At 71.4% G+C, this 19641-nt stretch carries 15 protein-coding genes; 11 read left to right on the top strand and 4 right to left on the bottom strand.

The window, feature by feature from the left end; all coding sequences use genetic code 11:
- The first annotated feature begins 18 nt into the window (after positions 1-18).
- The 4 genes from AC5Y6X_RS22690 to AC5Y6X_RS22675 all read left to right on the top strand — a co-directional run bounded on the left by AC5Y6X_RS22690 (position 19) and on the right by AC5Y6X_RS22675 (position 4076).
- Positions 19-675 carry a cutinase family protein gene (locus AC5Y6X_RS22690; protein WP_499989382.1) on the top strand — a complete coding sequence of 219 codons (657 nt, stop codon included), beginning with the start codon at positions 19-21 and terminating at the stop codon, positions 673-675.
- A 45-nt stretch (positions 676-720) separates the two neighbouring features.
- Positions 721-1908 (top strand): M20 family metallopeptidase, encoded by a 1188-nt coding sequence (locus tag AC5Y6X_RS22685; protein ID WP_499989380.1) that lies wholly within the window; start codon positions 721-723, stop codon positions 1906-1908.
- Entirely contained in the window at positions 1905-3074 is a 1170-nt protein-coding gene (locus tag AC5Y6X_RS22680; protein ID WP_499989376.1) for a M20 family metallopeptidase, read from the top strand. The genes AC5Y6X_RS22685 and AC5Y6X_RS22680 overlap by 4 nt, the downstream gene beginning before the upstream one ends.
- Before the next feature lie 120 nt (positions 3075-3194).
- Positions 3195-4076, top strand: coding sequence for a type IV toxin-antitoxin system AbiEi family antitoxin (locus AC5Y6X_RS22675; protein ID WP_499989373.1), 882 nt, complete (start codon positions 3195-3197; stop codon positions 4074-4076).
- A gap of 67 nt (positions 4077-4143) precedes the next feature.
- On the opposite strand, the gene AC5Y6X_RS22670 is transcribed toward AC5Y6X_RS22675, so the two are convergent.
- Positions 4144-4623: a gamma-glutamylcyclotransferase family protein gene (locus AC5Y6X_RS22670; protein WP_499989371.1), complete on the bottom strand. Its 480-nt coding sequence runs from the start codon at positions 4621-4623 to the stop codon at positions 4144-4146.
- Between the two features lie 51 nt (positions 4624-4674).
- Between AC5Y6X_RS22670 and AC5Y6X_RS22665 the strand changes: the two genes are divergently transcribed.
- From AC5Y6X_RS22665 to mgtA, 6 genes are all read left to right on the top strand, one after another.
- Complete coding sequence (locus AC5Y6X_RS22665) at positions 4675-6105, top strand: NAD(P)H-quinone dehydrogenase (protein ID WP_499989369.1); 1431 nt, start codon at positions 4675-4677, stop codon at positions 6103-6105.
- A gap of 61 nt (positions 6106-6166) precedes the next feature.
- Positions 6167-7921 carry a glycerol-3-phosphate dehydrogenase/oxidase gene (locus AC5Y6X_RS22660; RefSeq protein ID WP_324678569.1) on the top strand — a complete coding sequence of 585 codons (1755 nt, stop codon included), beginning with the start codon at positions 6167-6169 and terminating at the stop codon, positions 7919-7921.
- A 29-nt stretch (positions 7922-7950) separates the two neighbouring features.
- On the top strand, positions 7951-8817 hold the full coding sequence (locus tag AC5Y6X_RS22655; protein ID WP_499989425.1) for a pseudouridine synthase: 867 nt from the start codon (positions 7951-7953) through the stop codon (positions 8815-8817).
- A gap of 42 nt (positions 8818-8859) precedes the next feature.
- Positions 8860-9282, top strand: coding sequence for a CBS domain-containing protein (locus AC5Y6X_RS22650; protein ID WP_499989367.1), 423 nt, complete (start codon positions 8860-8862; stop codon positions 9280-9282).
- Between the two features lie 13 nt (positions 9283-9295).
- Positions 9296-9961, top strand: a complete 666-nt coding sequence (phoU, locus tag AC5Y6X_RS22645) for a phosphate signaling complex protein PhoU (protein ID WP_499989365.1) — start codon at positions 9296-9298, stop codon at positions 9959-9961.
- Positions 9958-12576, top strand: coding sequence for a magnesium-translocating P-type ATPase (mgtA, locus tag AC5Y6X_RS22640; protein ID WP_499989364.1), 2619 nt, complete (start codon positions 9958-9960; stop codon positions 12574-12576). Before phoU ends, mgtA begins: the two co-directional genes overlap by 4 nt.
- A gap of 79 nt (positions 12577-12655) precedes the next feature.
- Here mgtA and AC5Y6X_RS22635 read toward each other — a convergent pair whose 3' ends face one another.
- Entirely contained in the window at positions 12656-12997 is a 342-nt protein-coding gene (locus AC5Y6X_RS22635; RefSeq protein WP_324678562.1) for a DUF732 domain-containing protein, read from the bottom strand.
- Positions 12998-13406: 409 nt separating this feature from the next.
- Here AC5Y6X_RS22635 and AC5Y6X_RS22630 point away from each other — a divergent pair, with 409 nt between their 5' ends.
- A complete protein-coding gene (locus tag AC5Y6X_RS22630; protein WP_499989363.1) occupies positions 13407-14324 on the top strand; it encodes an extracellular catalytic domain type 1 short-chain-length polyhydroxyalkanoate depolymerase in 918 nt (305 codons plus the stop codon).
- A gap of 6 nt (positions 14325-14330) precedes the next feature.
- Here the strand turns inward: AC5Y6X_RS22630 and nei2 are convergent, their stop codons facing one another.
- Both nei2 and AC5Y6X_RS22620 read right to left on the bottom strand, forming a co-directional pair.
- Positions 14331-15086, bottom strand: coding sequence for an endonuclease VIII Nei2 (nei2, locus tag AC5Y6X_RS22625; protein WP_499989361.1), 756 nt, complete (start codon positions 15084-15086; stop codon positions 14331-14333).
- A complete protein-coding gene (locus tag AC5Y6X_RS22620; RefSeq protein ID WP_499989360.1) occupies positions 15086-19627 on the bottom strand; it encodes an ATP-dependent helicase in 4542 nt (1513 codons plus the stop codon). Before AC5Y6X_RS22620 ends, nei2 begins: the two co-directional genes overlap by 1 nt.
- Positions 19628-19641 lie beyond the last annotated feature (14 nt).

Here is a 19641-nt window from a genome sequence, read left to right as displayed (position 1 = left end):
TATGTCAGGATCTGCCGCATGGGTTTTCGTAACTGGCCGATCGTCGGCCTGGTTCTCGTCGTCGCGGTGTCGGTGTTCGCGTTTGGCTCGCCGGCGGCGCGCGCCGACGGGTGTCCCGATGTCCAGCTGATCTTCGCCCGCGGCACCGCCGAGCCGCCCGGCCTGGGCGCCGTGGGCGATGCGCTGTTCGCCGCGCTGCAGCCCGCCCTCGGCTCGCGCACCGTCGAGGCCTACCCGGTGAACTATCCGGCCAGCTATAACTTCCTGACCACCGCCGACGCCGCCAACGACGCGCGGGATCACATCGCGCAGATGGCCGCCCAGTGCCCGTCGACGCGGCTGGTGCTCGGCGGCTTCTCGCAGGGCGCGGCCGCTGTGTCGATGCTGGCGGGGGTGCCGCCCGTCGGGCAGCGCATCGGCAACTTCGGGTCGGCGCCCGCGCTGGACCCCGGGCTGGCCGGCAAGGTGCGGGCCGTCGCGGTGTTCGGCAACCCCGGCAACCGCTTCAACACGCCCCTGTCGTCGACGGGCGCGTTCGCGGGGCGGGCCATCGACCTGTGCAGCCCCGGCGATCCGGTCTGCGTCGTCGGCGGCCGCGACCGCGACGCGCACCACGACTACGAGGCGCCGCCCTACCCCGGACAGGCGGCGGGATTCATCGCCGGGCTGGTGTAGGCGTCGGGACCTCGGGCCGGTGCGCCCGGGTGAGATACTGCGAGAATGCCCGCAGCACCGTTAGCCAGCGTCGAGGACGCGGTGCGGCGCCGCGGATCCGACCTCGTCGAGCTGTCGCATGCCATCCACGCCGAGCCCGAGCTGGCGTTCGCCGAGCATCGCAGCTGCGCCAAGGCGCAGGCGCTGGTGGCCGAGCGGGGCTTCGAGATCACCCCGCGCGCGGGCGGGCTGGACACGGCCTTTCGCGCCGACTTCGGCAGCGGACCGCTGGTCGTCGGGATCTGCGCCGAGTACGACGCGCTGCCCGAAATCGGGCACGCCTGCGGGCACAACATCATCGCGGCCTCGGCGGTCGGGACGGCGCTGGCGCTGGCCGAGGTGGCCGACGAGCTGGGCCTGACGGTGGCGCTGCTGGGCACGCCCGCCGAGGAGGCCGGCGGCGGCAAGGAGCTGATGCTGAAGGCCGGGGTGTTCGACGACGTCGCGGTGGCGGTCATGGTGCATCCGGGCCCGGCCGACATCGCCGCGGCCCGCTCGCTGGCGCTGTCGGAGGCGGTCGTCGAGTACCGTGGCAAGGAATCGCACGCCGCCGTCGCGCCGCATCTGGGGATCAACGCCGCCGACGCCGTGACCGTCGCGCAGGTGGCCGTCGGGCTGCTGCGGCAGCAACTGGCGCCGGGGCAGATGATGCACGGGATCGTCACCGACGGAGGGCAGGCCGTCAACGTCATCCCCGGCCACGCGACGTTGAAGTATGCGATGCGGGCGGCCGAGTCGGATTCGCTGCGAGCGCTGGAGGGCAGGATGTTTGCGTGCTTCGCCGCGGGCGCGTTGGCCGCCGGCTGCGAGTACGAAATCAACCAGCCGTCACCGCCCTACGCCGAGCTCAAGCCGGACCGCTGGCTGGCCGGCGTCTTCCGCGACGAGATGCGCCGGCTGGGGCGTGACCCGGTGGGGCCCGAGGTCGAGGACCGGCTGCCGATGGGCAGCACCGACATGGGCAACGTGACGCAGCTGCTGCCCGGCATCCACCCGGTGATCGGCGTCGACGCCGGCGGCGCCACGGTGCACCAGCGCGCGTTCGCCGACGCGGCCGCCGGCCCCAGCGCCGACCGCGCCGTCGTCGAGGGCGCGATCATGCTGGCGCGCACGGTCGTCCACCTCGCCGAGAATCCGGGCGAACGCGACCGGGTGCTGACCGCGCGGCAGCGCAGACACGGGGCCGGCGCATGAGCCTGGTCGACACCGCCGAGTCGTGGCTGGCCGCCCACCACCAGGACCTGGTCGAGTGGCGCCGGCACATTCACCGCTACCCGGAGCTGGGCCGCCAGGAGTACGCCACCACGCAGTTCGTCGCCGAGCGGTTGGCCGACGCAGGCCTGAACCCGAAGGTGCTGCCCGGCGGCACCGGGCTGACCTGTGACTTCGGCCCCGAACACGAGCCGAGAATCGCGCTGCGGGCCGACATGGACGCGCTGCCCATGGCCGAGCGCACGGGCGCGCCGTACACCTCGACGATGCCCAACGTCGCACACGCCTGCGGGCACGACGCGCACACCGCGATCCTGCTGGGCACCGCGCTGGCGCTGGCGTCGGTGCCCGAGCTGCCGGTCGGGGTGCGGCTGATCTTCCAGGCGGCCGAGGAGCTGATGCCCGGCGGCGCGATCGACGCGATCGCCGCCGGCGCGCTGACCGGGGTGTCGCGGATCTTCGCGCTGCACTGCGATCCGCGGCTCGAGGTCGGCAAGGTCGCCGTCAGGCAGGGCCCCATCACGTCGGCCGCCGACCAGATCGAGATCACGCTGTACTCGCCCGGCGGGCACACGTCGCGGCCACACCTGACCGCCGACCTGGTCTACGGCCTGGGCACGCTGATCACCGGGCTGCCCGGGGTGCTGTCGCGCCGCATCGACCCGCGCAACGGCACCGTGCTGGTGTGGGGCGCGGTCAACGCCGGCGTGGCCGCCAACGCCATTCCGCAATCCGGCGTGGTGGCCGGCACCGTGCGCACCGCCAGCAGGCAGACCTGGATGGGCATGGAGGCGTTCATCCGCGAGGCCGTGGCCGCGCTGCTGTCGCCGCTGGCGATCGAACACACGCTGCAATACCGGCGCGGGGTGCCGCCCGTGGTCAACGAGGACGTCTCGACGCGCATCCTCATGCACGCGATCGAGGCCGTCGGCCCCGACGTGCTGGCCGACACCCGGCAGTCCGGCGGCGGCGAGGACTTCTCCTGGTACCTGGAGGAGGTGCCCGGCGCGATGGCCCGACTGGGCGTGTGGTCGGGCGAGGGCCCGCAGCTGGACCTGCACCAGCCGACGTTCGACCTCGACGAGCGGTCCCTCGCGATCGGCCTGCGGGTGCTGGTCAACATCATCGAGCAGGCGGCGCTCTTCTAGCCCCCCTTAGACGCGCGAGCGTGCGTGTTTGTACGCGACGCGCCGCTTCCTGCTGGCATTCTGTGCACGCTCGGCCTAGGTGAATTGTGGGGACGCCGCGGTGCGCCGACGATACCCGGCGTGAACGTGGAGCTCGACCGATTGCTCGCTGCCCAGGGCGGCGTGGTGACCTCCGCTCAGGCGTTGACCCACCTCACCCGCCGCGGCCTGGAATTCGATTTGAAATGTGGTGTGCTGCAGCAGGTTTGGTATGGCGTCTACGGCCGCGGCGAGATCACGGACGCGTTGCGACTGCGGGGCCTGGACTTGTTGACCGGGACGACGGTCGCAACATGCCTCAGCACCGCGGCGGCGGCACACGGCTTCGACACCGAACTGGATAGACACCTGCACGTGCTCAATCCCGTCGGGCGACAGTTGCGACCGACCCGCGGCCTGGTGGTACACCGCCGCGAGGGCGCGCCGCTGACCATCGTCAACGGGCGGCCGGCCACCACGCCCGCCTGGACGGCCATCGAGGTGGCGCGTGGACTGCGCCGGCCGCGGGCACTGGCGACGTTGGACGCCGCGCTGCGCAGCGGTACGTGCGACCGCGGCGAACTGCGGCGCGTGCTCAAGCGGCATGCAGGGCGGCGCGGCGTCGTGGTGGCACGGGAATTGCTCGAGTTGGCCAACCCGCTGGCCGAGTCGCCGATGGAAAGCGAGGCCAGGTTGGTCATGCACGACGGAGGCCTACCGCCTCCAGTGCTGCAGTACGAGCTCGTCGACCATAACGGAGACACGTGGCGGCTCGACTTCGCCTGGCCCGAGTTTCGGGTGGCTGCCGAGTACGACGGGGTTGACTGGCACAGCGGGCCCGATGCGTTTCGACGGGACCGCAAAAGGTCGGCGGCCTTGCAAGACCTGAGTTGGGTGGTAGTACCCATCGTCGCCGAGGACGTCAGACAATGGCCCGTCGAACTCGTCGCGCGGATCGAGCGACGCCTGCAACGCGCCGCGTGAGCGTGCGCAGAATGCCACCCAGACGCGGTGTGTCGTGTACAAACACGCACGCTCGCGACAAGAGAGGCTAAGTCGACGTGCCGGGGCCGATGTTGCGGGCCGGGCGGGTCCGCAGGTCGTGCACGTAATCGGCTGGCGCGCCAGCGATTTCGGCGGCATCGGCCATCACGCCCAGGTATCGCGCCGACGGCAGGCCGCCCTCCCAGGCGTCCAGCACGTACAGCCACGCCAGCACGGGATCGGTGGTGGTGTCCGACGACAGGCGCTCCACCCGGCAGCGGATCTTCTTGTGCACGCCGAACTCCGAGCCCTCCCAGCGGTCGAGGTTCTTCTCGTCCGCCGGCGTCATGTCGTAGAGCACCACGAACACCTTGGAATTCGGGTCCTCGACGATGGTGGCCAGCGCGCCCTCCCAGCCGATGTCCTCGCCGCCGAACGTCAACCGCCATCCCGGCAGCCAGCCGGTTCCCGCCATCGGGGAGTGGGGTGCGCGCTGCAGCATCTGCTCGGGATGCATGTTCGACCCGTAGGCGGCGTAGAGCGGCACGGGGGCAAGCTTAGACGGCATGGCGACCGGCGGCGGGCTAGGTTAAGGCCTGTGGTGACCCGCATCGTGATCCTCGGCGGAGGCCCGGCCGGTTACGAAGCCGCGCTGGTCGCCGCCACCTCACACCCGGAAACGGCCCAGGTCACCGTCGTCGATTCCGACGGCATCGGCGGGGCGGCCGTGCTGGACGACTGCGTGCCGTCCAAGACGTTCATCGCGTCGTGCGGGCTGCGCAGCGAACTGCGCCGGGCGCCGCAGCTGGGTTTCGGCATCGACTTCGACGAGGCCAGGATCTCGTTGCCGCAGATCCACGCCCGGGTCAAGAAGCTGGCGGCGGCCCAGTCGGCCGACGTCACCGCCCAGCTGCTCAGCATGGGAGTCCACGTGGTCGCCGGGCGGGGGGAGCTCGTCGACTCCACGCCCGGCCTGGCCCGGCACCGGATCCGGGCCACCCATTCCGATCCGGGGCCCGACGGCCCCGTTACCACCGAGCACGACGCCGACGTCGTGCTCATCGCCACCGGCGCCAGCCCGCGGATCCTGCCGTCGGCCGTCCCGGACGGCGAGCGCATCCTGACCTGGCGCCAGCTCTACGACCTGCAGGCGTTGCCGACCCACCTGATCGTGGTGGGCTCGGGCGTCACCGGCGCCGAGTTCGTGGACGCCTACACCGAATTGGGCGTGCCGGTCACGGTGGTGGCCAGCCGCGACCGGGTGCTGCCGTACGAGGACGCCGACGCCGCAGCCGTTTTGGAGGAGTCGTTCGCCGAACGCGGCGTCCGGCTGTTCAAGAACGCCCGCGCGCAGTCGGTCACCCGCACCGACGCCGGCGTGCTGGTGACGATGGCCGACGGACGCACCGTGGAGGGCAGCCACGCCCTGATGACCATCGGCTCGACCCCCAACACCGGCGGGCTGGGCCTGGAGCGGGTCGGCATCGAGCTGGGCCCCGGCAATTACCTGACCGTGGACCGCGTTTCGCGCACGTCGGTGCCCGGCATCTACGCCGCCGGCGACTGCACGGGTCTGCTGCCGCTGGCGTCGGTCGCCGCGATGCAGGGCCGGATCGCGATGTACCACGCGCTGGGCGAGGGGGTGAGCCCGATCCGGCTGCGCACCGTCGCGGCGACGGTGTTCACCAGCCCCGAGATCGCCGCGGTCGGGGTGCCGCAATCGATGATCGACGACGGCTCGGTGACCGCCCGGACCATCATGCTGCCGCTGCGCACCAACGCGCGGGCCAAGATGTCGGAGATGCGCCACGGCTTCGTCAAGCTCTTCTGCCGGCGCTCCACCGGCGTGGTCATCGGCGGCGTGGTGGTGGCGCCGATCGCGTCCGAGCTGATCCTGCCGATCGCCGTGGCCGTAACCAACCGCATCACGGTCAACGAGCTGGCCCAGACGCTCGCCGTCTACCCGTCGCTGTCCGGGTCGATCACCGAGGCGGCGCGGCGGCTGATGGCGCACGACGATCTGGACTGAACCGGTTAGCCTTGGGTGTTGCACCGTCCTACTGACGAGTAACCGACAGGAGCCTTGCGCCGTGAGCGACCCGATCCATGCGCCCACCGAGCAGACCTGGCCGGCCTCGGTGCTCGGACCCCAGCAGCGCGAGGCGGCCTGGGAGCGGCTCGGCACCGAGCAGTTCGACGTCGTCGTCATCGGCGGGGGCGTGGTGGGCTCCGGGTGCGCGCTGGACGCCGCCACGCGTGGGCTCAAGGTCGCGCTGGTCGAGGCGCGCGACCTGGCGTCGGGCACGTCGAGCCGCTCGTCGAAGATGTTCCACGGCGGGCTGCGCTACCTCGAGCAGCTGGAGTTCGGGCTGGTGCGCGAGGCGCTCTACGAACGCGAGCTGTCGCTGACCACGCTGGCGCCGCACCTGGTCAAGCCGCTGCCGTTCCTGTTCCCGCTCACCAAGCGGATCTGGGAGCGGCCCTACGTCGCGGCGGGCATCTTCCTCTACGACCGGCTCGGCGGCGCGAAATCGGTTCCGCCGCAAAAGCATTTGACCCGCGCCGGCGCGCTGCGACTGTGCCCGGGCCTGAAACGCAGCTCGCTGATCGGCGGGATTCGCTACTACGACACCGTCGTCGACGACGCCCGGCACACCATGACGGTCGCGCGCACCGCCGCGCATTACGGCGCGGTGGTGCGGTCCTCCACCCAGGTGGTCGGGCTGTTGCGCGACGGCGACCGGGTGATCGGCGTGCGCGTCCGCGACTCCGAGGACGGCTCGATCACCGAGGTCCGCGGCCACGTCGTGGTCAACGCGACCGGTGTGTGGACCGACGAGATCCAAGCGCTGTCCAAGCAGCGCGGGCGATTCCAGGTGCGCGCGTCCAAGGGCGTGCACGTGGTGGTGCCGCGGGACCGCATCGTCAGCGACGTCGCGATGATCCTGCGGACCGAGAAGTCGGTGATGTTCGTCATACCGTGGGGCAACCACTGGATCATCGGAACCACCGACACCGACTGGAATCTCGACCTGGCCCACCCCGCGGCCACCAAGGCCGACATCGACTACATCCTGGGGACCGTCAACGGCGTGCTGGCCACGCCGTTGACGCACGCCGACATCGACGGGGTGTACGCGGGGCTGCGCCCGCTGCTCGCCGGGGAGAGCGACGAAACTTCCAAGCTGTCGCGGGAGCATGCGGTGGCGGTGCCCGCCGCGGGTCTGGTGGCCATCGCCGGTGGCAAGTACACGACCTACCGGGTGATGGCGGCCGACGCGATCGACGCTGCGGCCCAATACGTTCCGGCCCGCGTCGCGCCATCGATCACCGAGAAGGTGAGCCTGCTGGGCGCCGACGGCTATTTCGCGCTGATCAATCAGGCCGAACACGTCGGCGCGCTGCAGGGCCTGCACCCCTACCGGGTACGACATTTGCTGGACCGCTACGGCTCGCTGATCGGCGACGTGCTGGAGCTGGCGGCCGAAACCCCCGGGCTGCTCAGCCCGATCAAGGAGGCGCCGGGCTACCTGCGGGTGGAGGCCGTTTACGCGGCCGCCGCCGAGGGCGCCCTGCACCTGGAGGACATCCTGGCCCGCCGGATGCGCGTCTCCATCGAGTACTCGCACCGCGGCGTCGACTGCGCCAGGGAGGTGGCCGAGCTGGTCGCGCCGGTGCTCGGGTGGAGCGCCGCGGACGTCGACCGCGAGGTCGCCAACTACACCGCGCGGGTGGAGGCCGAGGTCCTGTCGCAGGGGCAGCCCGACGACGTGTCGGCCGACGAGCTGCGCGCCAGCGCGCCCGAGGCCCGCGCCGAGATCCTCGAGCCGGTGCCGCTCAATTGAGAACCGCGAGAACCGCGAGGGCCGCGCCGCTGCCGGTCCGCGACGGCCTGGGACCCGCAAGGGTGCGGCTGTGCGGCGGACCGGTGCTGGCCGAGCTGTCCGCCCGGTTCGGGGAGCAGGCCCGCGAGGTCGTCGACGCCGGCGGCGCTCCGGTCGACGAGACGACGGTGCTGCCGGCGGGCTCGTTCGTATACCTGTATCGTGAACTGCCGCAAGAGGTTCCGGTTCCCTTCGACATGCCGGTGCTGTATCGCGACGACGACATCGTGGTCGTCGACAAGCCGCACTTCCTGGCCACCATGCCGCGGGGCCGGCACGTCGCGCAGACCGCGCTGGTGCGGCTGCGCCGCGAACTGGGGTTTGCGGAGCTGAGCCCGGCCCACCGGCTGGACCGGCTGACGGCGGGGGTGCTGCTGTTCACCGCCCGGCGCGAGCTGCGCGGCGCCTACCAGACGCTGTTCGCCCGGGGCGAGGTGCGCAAGACCTACCTCGCACGGGCGGCGGTCGACCCGGCCCTGGCGCTCCCGCGCGTGGTCACCAGCCGCATCGTCAAACGCCGCGGACGGCTGCAGGCGGTCAGCGAGCCCGGCGTGCCCAACGCCGAGACGCTGGTGGAGCTGTTGACGCCGGACGGCCTGTACCGGTTGACGCCGCGCACGGGACGCACCCACCAGCTGCGGGTGCACATGGCCTCGCTGGGGATACCGATCGCCGGTGATCCGTTGTACCCCAACATCATTGACGTGCCGGCGGACGACTTCAGCGCGCCGCTGCAATTGCTGGCGCAGCGCATCGAGTTCGACGACCCGGTCAGCGGCATCCGGCGCGACTTCGCCAGCCGCCGCGCGGGCTGGGCAGCCGAACGGGTTACCTCCGCCACTCGAATGAGGGACTGAGGTCACTAGACCCGGCCGCCGCATCCCGGCGAGCATGGTGGCGTGACCAGCTTCGCTTCCCCCGGATCCCTACCGATCGCGACCATCACCGGCGACCCGGTGGCGCGCGTCGCCGCCGACGCCACGGTTGCCGACGTGGCCATGGCCATGGCGGACGTCGACGTCGGCGCGGTCGTCGTCGGTGACGATCAGCGCCCCACCGCGCTGGTGAGCGAGCGCGACGTCGTCCGGGTGGTGGCCGCCGGCAAGAACCCGGCCGCCGTGCCGGCCGCCGAGGTGGCCAGCACCAAGCTGGTCTGGTGTGACGCCGACGCCACGGTGGACCAGGTGGCCACCCGGATGATGGACCGCTACATCCGCCACGTCCTGGTGCAGCGCGACGGCGCGCTGGCCGGCATCGTCTCCGCCCGCGATCTGCTGGGCGTCTACAGCGCCGCCGCGGACCTGGACGCCGATTCGGCCTGACAAGGCGCGACCCATGCGAACCGCCTATCACCAGCAGCTGGCCGGCCTGATGGCGCAGCTGGGGGAGATGTGCGGCCTGGCCGGCGCGGCGATGCGGGGCGCGACCCGGGCCCTGTTGGAGGCCGACATCGCGGCCGCCGAGCGGGTGATCGGCGACCATGACCGGATCGTGACGATGCGCGCCCAGGCCGAAAAGGAGGCGTTCGCGCTGCTGGCGTTGCAGCAACCGGTGGCCCGCGAGCTGCGGGAGATCGTCAGCGCCATACAGATCACCGCCGACGCGGAGCGGATGGGCGCGCTGGCCGTCCACGTGGCCAAGATCGCCCGGCGCGAGTACCCGAAGCGCATCCCGCCTGAGGAGGTCCGCGGGTGCTTCGCCGACATGGCCGACGTGGCAATCGCCATGGCGGACAGCGCAAAACAGGTGCTGGTGTCGCGCGACCCTCGGCAGGCCGCTCAGCTTCACGAGCAAGACGACGCGATGGACCGGCTGTACCGGCACTTGTTTCACGTGCTGATAGACCGGGAATGGAAGCACAGCATCCCCGTTGGCGTCGAGACGGCGTTGCTCGGCCGCTTCTACGAGCGCTTCGCCGACCATGCCGTGGAGATCGGCCGTCGCGTCGTCTTCATGGACAGCGGTGAGCTACCGCCCGAGGATGAGATATCCACCTATTGAGCGCGAACGGGCGCGAACTTGCCGATCGGGTCGCCGCGGCCCCGGTCAACGAGGTCCTGCGCTGGCTGGACAGCTCGCCCGCCGGGTTGTCCGGCGCGGAGGCGTCCGCCCGGCTGGCGCGCTACGGCCCGAACGCGGTTCGGACCCATCACGTCAACGCGCTCGCGGTGCTGGGTCGCCAGTTGCGCAACGCGGTGCTCGTCCTGCTCGCCGGCACCGCCGTCGCCTCGTTCTTTCTCGGCGACAGCATGCAGGCGACCATCATCTTCGTGATCCTGGCGGCCAGCATCGGCCTGGGCTTCGTCAACGAGTACCGCGCCGAGCGGGCCGCCGCGGAGCTGCACGCGGGGATGCAGCACAAGGCGGTGGCGCGCCGCGACGGGAAGTTCGTCACGATCGGTGTCACCGAGCTGGTGCCCGGTGATGTGATCCGGCTGTCGTTGGGCCAGGCCGTGCCGGCCGATGTCCGGCTGATCGATGTCACCGACCTGGAATGCAATGAAAGCATCCTGACCGGGGAATCGGCCGACTCCGCGAAATCGGCACAACCGGTGCCGGCCGGCGCCGAGCTGGCCGAATCGACCGACCTGGCCTTCATGGGCACCATCGTCAGCGCCGGCGAGGGCACCGGCGTGGTTTTCGCGACCGGGAAGAATTCCGAATTCGGGCGCATCGCAGCGGGTTTGGACGAGCGACAACCCGAAACGGGCTTCCAGGTCGGGCTGCGGCGGTTCTCCTATCTGCTGCTGCAGGTGGCGATCGCACTGATGCTGATCATCTTGATCAGCAACCTGCTGTTGCGAAAGCCGGTCATCGATTCCGTGCTGTTCTCGCTGGCGATCGCGGTCGGCATCACCCCGCAACTGCTGCCCGCGGTGGTCAGCACCAGCCTCGCGACCGGGTCGCGGCAGCTGGCCAAGGCCAAGGTGCTCGTCAAGCGCTTGGTGTGCATCGAGGACCTCGGGGACATCGATGTCTTGATCACCGACAAGACCGGCACCCTGACGGAGGGCCGGCTCCGCCTGGTCGACACGATCGATGCGGCCGGCGCGCACAGCGATTCGGTGCGGCGCCTCGGGCTGCTGGCCACCGACGTGGATTCCACCCAGGGTGGCGTCAGCGCCAACCCGCTCGACGCCGCGCTCTGGGAGTCCCCGCGGGCACAGCAACTGGTGGGCGGCGGTGTGCGCCGGGTCGCGATGCTGCCCTTCGACCACGAGCGAAGGGCGACGTCGGTTTTGGTCGACGACGCCGGCAAACGCCTGTTGGCGGTCAAGGGCGCGCCCGAACAAGTGCTGGCCCAATGCCGGGCGACGGCGGCGGTCGCGCAGGACACCCTCGCGGGCCTGTTCGCCGCCGGGCGCCGCGTGGTGGCCGTCGCCACCAAGCCGGCGGCCGAGCTGACGGAGCTGACGGGGATCACCGCCGCCGACGAAAGCGATCTGGTGCTGGCCGGGTTCCTGGTTTTCGCCGACGAACCCAAACCCGCGGCGCGCCAATCCCTGTCGCAACTGGCCGAGCTCGGCATCGAGCCCAAGGTCGCCACCGGCGACAATCCGCGGGTCGCCGAAAAGGTCTGTGCCGACCTCGGTTTGGCGTCCAGGGGAACCATCACCGGCGCACAGCTCGAGGCGCTCGACGACGACGAGTTCGCCGCCGCCGCACAGAATCACACCATCTTCGCCCGCATTTCCCCCGAGCAGAAGGAACGGCTGATCGTCTCGCTGCGGCGCACGGGCAGGGCGATCGGGTTTCTGGGCGACGGTGTCAACGACGCGCTGGCGCTGCACGCCGCCGACGTGGGGATCTCGGTCGACAGCGCCACCGACGTCGCCAAGGACGCCGCCGACGTGGTGCTGCTGGAAAAGGACCTGGGCGTGCTGGCCACCGGTGTGGCGGAGGGCCGGCGAATCTTCGCCAACACCATCAAATACGTGCTCATGGGCACGTCGAGCAACTTCGGCAACATGTTCAGCGCCGCCGCGGCGTCGGCGCTGTTGCCGTTCTTGCCGATGCTGCCCAGCCAGATCCTGTTGAACAACCTGCTCTACGACTCCTCCCAGCTGGCGATACCGACCGACCGGGTCGACGAGGAGCAGCTGCACGCGCCGTCGCACTGGAACGTGGCGTTCATCCGGCGGTTCATGCTGACCTTCGGCCCGATCAGCTCGCTGTTCGACTTCCTGACCTTCGGGCTGATGCTGGGCGTGCTGCACGCCGGCGCCATCGAGTTCCGCACCGGCTGGTTCGTGGAATCGCTTGCGACGCAGACGTTGATCATCTTCGCCATCCGAACGCGCAGGGTTCCGTTCCTGCGCAGCCAGCCCAGCGCGTTACTGGCGATCACCACCATCACCGTGGTCGCCGCCGGCGCCGTCCTGACGATCTCGCCGCTGGCGCGCACCCTGGGCTTCACCCCGCTGCCATGGCAGTTCTTCGGCGTGCTGGGCCTGTTCATCGTCAGCTACCTGGTCCTGGTGGAACTGGCCAAGATGATGTTCTACGCCGAGCCGATACACCTCGTCGGGCAGCCGCGTCGCACCCGCGGACGCACCCACCGCATCCGGCGACGCGCCGCACGGTTCCATGCCGTCAACGGCGTTCCGCGCGGATAAGGGCTGTATCACCAAGGCCGACAGGACATTTCAGCCCGCGGCGGCCTAGATCGGCCTAGATCGGCCTAGATTCGCGAGGTCAGGACTTGGGCGGGTTGTCCGCGGGAGTCTCCTCCGGCATGTACTGCGGGCAGTACACCTTGATGGCCGCGCCGACGAAGTAGCCGGAGTGGTAGGCGGGCATGTTGCTGCTGTTGAGCACGTCGTTGGCGACGTCGGCCGGCGTGGCGCCGCCGTCGAGTTTCGAGCAGACTGTGTGGCCGGCCTCGACGGCGTGTGCGGACGATACGTGGTCCGTGATGCCCTCGGACTTCAGTATCGAAATGAACTTGTCGTCACTGGTGTCGGCATGAGCCGTCGCCACCGCCGCCAGCGGGCCAAGCAAAGCGATTGCCGCAGCCAGTAGAACGCGGTTGACCATTTCCGATACTCCCCTGAAGTTGTGAACTGCCGACGTCAAATTCGCCCTCAACCTCGACATATTCAGCATTTACGGGATCAGTCTGCTGGGCACCGCGACGGTTGACAACCGCGGCGCCCAGTTAACGATTACTTGTAATGCGTTGTTCATCCGCCGGTTAAGTGCGCGACACAGGAAGGGCACCAAAGGGGCACGATCCCGTATCGCGCGCTCGCAGCGGGGCTTTCCGCCACGGCGCGCGGCCGCGGCGCGCGGCGAGGCCAACGGGGAGCCGATCCCGTCGGGCGCCGACGCGAAATCAAATCACGATGATCCAAGCGGCGGCGCGCAACCCGAGCGCGGGCGGTGCAGTGACGAAGGTCATAGGGTGGCGCGGGCCGAGCGCGGTCCGATCGGTAATTTGACCCCCATGCCATGGGCGCGGTTGCTGTCGGTCGGCGTCCTCGCGGCGTGCCTGGTGGGATGCGGCGAGCGGCACGTGTCGGCGGCCAGCCCGCGAGACCTGGCCGGGACGTTCCGCTCCGGCGGAATGGACCGCACCTACACGCTGCACGTGCCGCCCGGCGATCCCGTCGGACTGGTGCTCAGCCTGCACGGCGGCGGCGGGACGGGGATCGGCCAGCAGAGCCTCACCGACTTCGACACCGTCGCCGACGCCCACAACCTGCTCGTGGCCTATCCCGACGGCTACGACAAGAGCTGGGCCGACGGGCGGGGGGCGTCGCCGGCGGACCGACGCCACATCGACGACGTCGGGTTCCTGGTGGGGTTGGCCGGCAAGCTGCAGAACGACTACCGCATCGCCGCCGGGCACGTGTTCGCCACCGGCATGTCCAACGGCGGCTTCATGTCCAACCGGCTGGCCTGCGACCGCGCCGACGTGTTCGCCGCGATCGCGCCGGTGGCGGGCACCCTGGGCACCGGCGTCACCTGCAACCCGTCGCGGCCGGTCTCGGTGTGGGAGGCGCACGGAACCGCCGATCCGCTGGTGCGTTTCAACGGCGGCGCCGTGCGCGGCCGCGGCGGCGTCAGCCACTCCATCTCGGCCGGCGCCATGGTGAACAAGTGGCGCACGGTCGACGGGTGCCAGGGTGATCCGACGGTGGAGGCGTTACCAAATGTCGGTGACGGCACCGTCGTTCACCGATTCGACTCCACGGCATGCCTGGAGTCCACCGAGGTGGTCTTCTATCAGATCGACAACGGCGGGCACACCTGGCCGGGCGGCAAGCAATACCTGCCCAAGCCGGTCATCGGGTCAACCACGCGGGCGCTGGACGCGTCCGAGGCGATCGCACAGTTCTTCCTGGCGCACGCCAGGGGCTGACCGGGCTCAGCGCTGGCAGGCGGGGCACCAGTACGCCACTCGCTCACCGGTGTCGTCGGATTCGATCGGCGTGCCGCAGCGACGGCAGCGCTGACCGGCCCGCCCGTAGACCCACAGCTTCCGGCCCGCCCGGGTGTCTCCGGTGGTGCAGCGGTTCCAGCGAAATCGGTTGGCCCACAACATGTCCCGGGCACGAGAAACCAGCCGAAGCGGATCGGCGACGGCGCTCACCGGTGCGGTGGGCAGATGCCCGCTGACGAAACACAATTCGTTGCAATACACGTTGCCGATCCCGGCCAGCACCCGCTGATCCAGCAGGGCCTCGGCGATCGGCCTCTCCGGGCGCGCCGTCAGGTTGGCGGCGGCGACCCGCGGGTCCCAATCCTGGCCCAGCAGATCGGGTCCCAGGTGCGCGACCGCGTCGCCGTCGCGGTCGCGCTCGAGGACCTCCAGCACGCCGAGGTCGACGCCGACGGCCCGCACCGCCCCGGCCTCCAGGACGATCCGGGTGCGGTGGTCGACCCGCATCGGGCGGTCGGCGACCCGCCAGCTGCCGTCCATCTTCAGGTGCGAGTGAATGCTGGCCCGCCCCACGCGGATGAACAAATGCTTGCCCCGGCTGATCACCTCGTCCACCACCTGCCCGGCGAGGTCTACCGTGGCGTACTTCGGCACCCGGATGTCGCAGCGGGTCAGCGTCCGCCCGGCCAGATGCTGCCGCAGCGTGGCCGCCGTGCGAAAGACGGTGTCGCCCTCGGGCATTAGCGCAGCCGCAACCCGCGCGGGGTCCGAGCGAACCCGGCGGCGGTCAGCGCCGCGTGCACCGGCGAATCCTGCAACTGCAGAACCGGCACCCCGTCGATGCGCTCGACCAGGATCGACGCGACCCGCCGGGCGGCGACCAGATCGGCCAGCGCCGCGGCCGCCGCGTGGTCGGCGGCGGGATCGTCGGTGAAGGTCAGCAGCGAGCGCCCGCCGCGCTCGAGGAACCAAACCAGCTCGCCGTCCACCAGCACCACCAGCGCCCCGGCCTTGCGGCCCGGCCGCGCCGCGGGCCGCTCCTCGCTCGAGGCAGGCCAGGGCAGCGCGGCGCCGTAGGGGTTCGCGGGGTCGGCGGCGGCCAGCACGACCGCCCGGTATTCGGGCCGTTCCGGGTCGACCCCGTCGAGGTAGCCGCGCAGCCGGTCCACGGTCGACGCGACGGCGAACTGGGCGCCGCCCAGCGACTCGACGAAATAGCCGCGCTGGCACCTGCCGGCCTCCTCGAACGTGCTCAGCACCTTGTAGAGGGTGGCGAACCCGCCCGGAACGCCCTCGGCGGTCACCGCGCCGCGGGTCAGCACGCCGTGCCGGTTCAGCAGCAGCTCGGCCTGGTAGTGGGCCCGCACCGTGGAATCCGGCTCGGGAGCCGGCAGCGCCGACCACCGGCCGGCCACGGTGGGGTCGGTGCTGCGCTGCTGGGCGTGCGCCACGCTGTAGCGGCTCAGCCGCGGCGGCCGGTGCGCCCGGTGCGCGGGCGCCGACCGCCTGCGGGCGCCCGCGCCGCCGAGCACGGCGCGCACCGGGGCGAACGTGTCGCCGGTGACCCGGCCCGCCCAGATCAGTTCCCACAGCGCGGCTTTGAGCGCCGCCTCGCCGACCCCGTCCCGCGCCAGCTGCCGGAAGAAGTACCCGCCGCCGCCGGCCAGCGTGTCCAGGATCGCGCGGTGGGCGTCGGTGAGGTCGATCTCGGCGGGGCCGGCCAGGGTCAGGGGCGCCGAGTCGCTCACGTGCAGCGCGATCCAGCCGTCGCTGCCCGAGATCGCACCCGCACCCGACCAGGTGACCTCGCCGGTGGCGAGCAGCTCGTCGAGCATCGCGGGGGAGTAGTCACGCACCCGCGGGGCGAGCACCAGCGGCTCGATCGCCGAGGCCGGCAGCCGCACGCCGGCCAGTTGCTCGACGACCGACATCAGCCCGTCCAGGCCGGCGTGCCCCGCCGAATCCGGGCCGCCCACCCGGTGCCACGCCGGCAGGAATCGCCCGTAGGCCGCGGTGCTGACCGGCTCGACCTGGGCGCGCAGCGCCGCCAGCGAGCGCCGCCGCAGGATGCGCAGGACCTCTGTGTCGCACCACTGCTCGGCCCCCGGGCCGGACACCCCGGCGGCGACGAAGTCGCCGCGCACCAGCCGCCCGTCGTCGGCCAGCCGGCCCAGCACGTCGGCGGTCACCCGCAGCCCCAGCCCGAACCGGGCGGCGGCCTCGGCGGTGGTGAACGGGGTGTGGGTGCGCGCGTAGCGGCCCAGCAGCTCGCCCAGCGGGTCGGCCACCTGCTCGGTGAACGCGTCCGGGACGCCGGGCGGGACCGCGGCCCCGACCCCGTCGCGCAGCCGGCCGATGTCCTCGACCGCCACCCACCAGCTGCGGCCGGCGAACGACACGGTCAGCGCGCGCCGGGCCGCGCGCAACCCTTCCAGCCAGCCGCCCACGTCGGCGACGTAGGTGCGCGCGGCGACCTCGTCCTCGGTCAGCGGCCCGAGCAGCCGCAGCAGGTCCGCGACCCCCTCGGCGTCGCGGGCCGCCCGGTCGGGGGCCAGGTGCTGCAATTGGCGGCCGGTCGCCGCGATCACCTCCGGATCGAGCAGCTCGCGCAGCTCGACGCGGCCGAGCAGCTCGGCCAGCAGCGTGCTGTCCAGCGACAGCGCGGCGGCGCGGCGCTCGGCCAGCGGGGAGTCACCCTCGTACATGAACGCGCCGACGTAACCGAACAGCAGCGACGCCGCGAACGGGGAGGGCGTGGCGGTCTCGGTCTCGAGCACCCGCACGCGGCGGTCGGCGATGCCGGCCATCAGCTCGACCAGCGCCGGGACGTCGTAGACGTCCTGCAGGCATTCCCGGATGGTCTCCAGCACGACCGGGAAGTCGGGGTATTTGCGGGCGACGTCGAGCAGCTGCGCCGCGCGCTGGCGCTGATGCCACAGCGGCGAGCGGCGGCCCGGGTGGCGGCGGGGCAGCAGCAGGGCGCGCGCCGCGCATTCGCGGAACCGCGACGCGAACAACGCCGACCCGCCCACCTCGGACGTGACGAGCGGGTCGATCTCGTCGGCGTCGAAGACGAAAAGCTCGGCGCCCGGCGGGCGTTCGGCGGTGTCGGACAGGGTGTCGGGCAGGCGCACCACGATGCCGTCGTCGGAGGCGGTCGGTTTCTCGTCGATGCCGTAGCGCTCGTACAGGCGCCGCCCCACCGCCAGCGCGAGCGGCCCGTTCACCCGCAGCCCGTACGGCGAGTGCAGGATCACCCGCCAGTCGCCCAGCTCGTCGCGGAACCGCTCCACCAGCAGCGTGGTGTCGGTGGGGACCGCGTTGGTGGCGGCCTTCTGGTCGGCCAGCAGCTTCCACAGGTTCTCGGTCGCGTAGGCATCGAAACCCAAACCGGCACAACGCCTTTCGAATGCTTCGCGATCCAGGCCGGCCAGCTCGCCGGTGAACGCGCCGAGCGCGGCCCCCAGCTCGGCGGGCCGGCCGACGTCGTCGCCGCGCCAGAACGGCAGCCGGGCCGGCTGGCCCGGCGCGGGGATCACCAGCACCCGGTCGTGGGTGATCTCGGTGATCCGCCAGCTGGTGGCCCCCAGCGAGATGACATCGCCGGGCCGCGACTCGTAGACCATCTCCTCGTCGAGTTCGCCAACCCGCGAAGGCTTTTCGGCCTCGCTGGCGAGGTAGACCGTGAACAGTCCGCGGTCGGGGATGGCGCCGCCGGAGGTGACGGCCAGCCGCTGCGCGCCGGGCCGCGCGGTCAGCGTGCCGGCGTCGCGGTCGTAGACCAGCCGGGGCCGCAGCTCGGCGAATTCGGTGGACGGGTACTTGCCGCTCAACAGGTCCAGGGTGGCCTCGAACACGCTGCGCGGCAGGGTCGCGAACGGCGCGGCCCGCCGCACGGTGTCGAACCACCGGTCGGCGTTCATCGGCTCCAGCGCTGCCGCCGCCACGGTGTGCTGAGCCAGTATGTCGAGCGGGTTGGCGGGCACCCGCATGCTCTCGATCTGCCCGGCGAGCATCCGCTGCACGGTCACCGCGCAGCCGATCAGGTCGGTGCGATGCTTGGGGAATAGCACCCCGCGCGAGACCTCGCCGACCTGATGTCCGGCCCGCCCGATGCGCTGCAGCCCGCTGGCCACCGATGGCGGCGCCTCCACCTGGATCACCAGGTCGACGGCGCCCATGTCGATGCCCAGCTCCAGGCTCGACGTGGCGACCACCGCCTTGAGCTGCCCCCGTTTGAGGGCTTCTTCGACCACGGCGCGTTGTTCCTTGCTGACCGAGCCGTGGTGGGCGCGGGCCAGCACGGCGTCGGCGCCATAGGTCTGGCCGCTGCCCAGCAAGTGGGCCGGCGCCCCGCCGGGCACCCGCGGATTGGCCTCGGCCGGCAGGTCGACACCACAGCGCTCGGCGTGAATCTCGTTGAGCCGCGCGGTGAGTCGCTCGGCCAGCCGCCGCGAATTGGCGAACACGATGGTCGAGCCGTGCGCCTCGATCAGGTCGACCAGCCGCGCCTCGACGTCGGGCCAGATGGTGTTGTTCGCCAGGTTGGCCATGTCGGGCACCGGCACCTGCACGGTGAGCTCGACGGTCTTGGCCGACGGCGGGGCCACGATGGTTGTCGGGGCCCGTCCGGACAGGAACCGGGCGAGTTCCTCCGGCGGGCGCACGGTCGCCGACAACCCGATGCGCTGGGCGGGCCGCCCGTCCCGCAACTCGTCGAGGCGCTCCAGCGACAGGGCCAGGTGCGCGCCGCGCTTGCCGCCGGCGATCGCGTGGATCTCGTCGACGATCACCGTCCGCACGCCCGCCAGGGTTTCGCGCGCGGCCGAGGTCAGCATCAAGAAAAGCGACTCCGGGGTGGTGATCAGGACGTCGGGCGGGGAGTTGATGAGCTGACGGCGAACGGCGGGCGGCGTGTCACCGGAGCGGACCCCGACGCTGATGTCCGGGGCGGGCAGGCCCTGGCGCTGCGCGATGCGGGTGAGGCCGGCCAGCGGGGTGCGCAGGTTGCGCTCGACGTCGACGGCCAGCGCCTTGAGCGGCGAGACGTAGAGCACCCGGGTGCCCGACGGGCGGTCGGCGGAGCCGGCCAGGCTGTCCAGCGCCCACAGGAAGGCCGCCAGCGTCTTACCGGACCCGGTCGGGGCGATCACCAGGGTGTTGTCGCCGTCGGCGATGGCATCCCAGGCGTCGGCCTGCGCGGCGGTCGGGGCGGCGAAGGTGCTGGCGAACCACTCGCGGGTGATCGCGCTGAACCGGCCCAGCGGGTCGCGGGTGCTCATCACGCCATCGTGCC

Source organism: Mycobacterium sp. NGS26 (assembly GCF_059813025.1).
This window is presented reverse-complemented; position numbering and strand designations above follow the sequence as displayed.

Excerpts from the sequence above, each read along its gene's own strand:
- AC5Y6X_RS22690 (WP_499989382.1), top strand. The coding sequence starts at position 19 with ATGGGTTTTCGTAACTGGCCGATCGTCGGCCTGGTTCTCGTCGTCGCG.
- AC5Y6X_RS22685 (WP_499989380.1), top strand. The coding sequence starts at position 721 with ATGCCCGCAGCACCGTTAGCCAGCGTCGAGGACGCGGTGCGGCGCCGC.
- AC5Y6X_RS22680 (WP_499989376.1), top strand. The coding sequence starts at position 1,905 with ATGAGCCTGGTCGACACCGCCGAGTCGTGGCTGGCCGCCCACCACCAG.
- phoU (WP_499989365.1), top strand. The coding sequence starts at position 9,296 with ATGCGAACCGCCTATCACCAGCAGCTGGCCGGCCTGATGGCGCAGCTG.
- AC5Y6X_RS22635 (WP_324678562.1), bottom strand. The coding sequence starts at position 12,997 with ATGGTCAACCGCGTTCTACTGGCTGCGGCAATCGCTTTGCTTGGCCCG.
- AC5Y6X_RS22630 (WP_499989363.1), top strand. The coding sequence starts at position 13,407 with ATGCCATGGGCGCGGTTGCTGTCGGTCGGCGTCCTCGCGGCGTGCCTG.
- nei2 (WP_499989361.1), bottom strand. The coding sequence starts at position 15,086 with ATGCCCGAGGGCGACACCGTCTTTCGCACGGCGGCCACGCTGCGGCAG.
- AC5Y6X_RS22620 (WP_499989360.1), bottom strand. The coding sequence starts at position 19,627 with ATGAGCACCCGCGACCCGCTGGGCCGGTTCAGCGCGATCACCCGCGAG.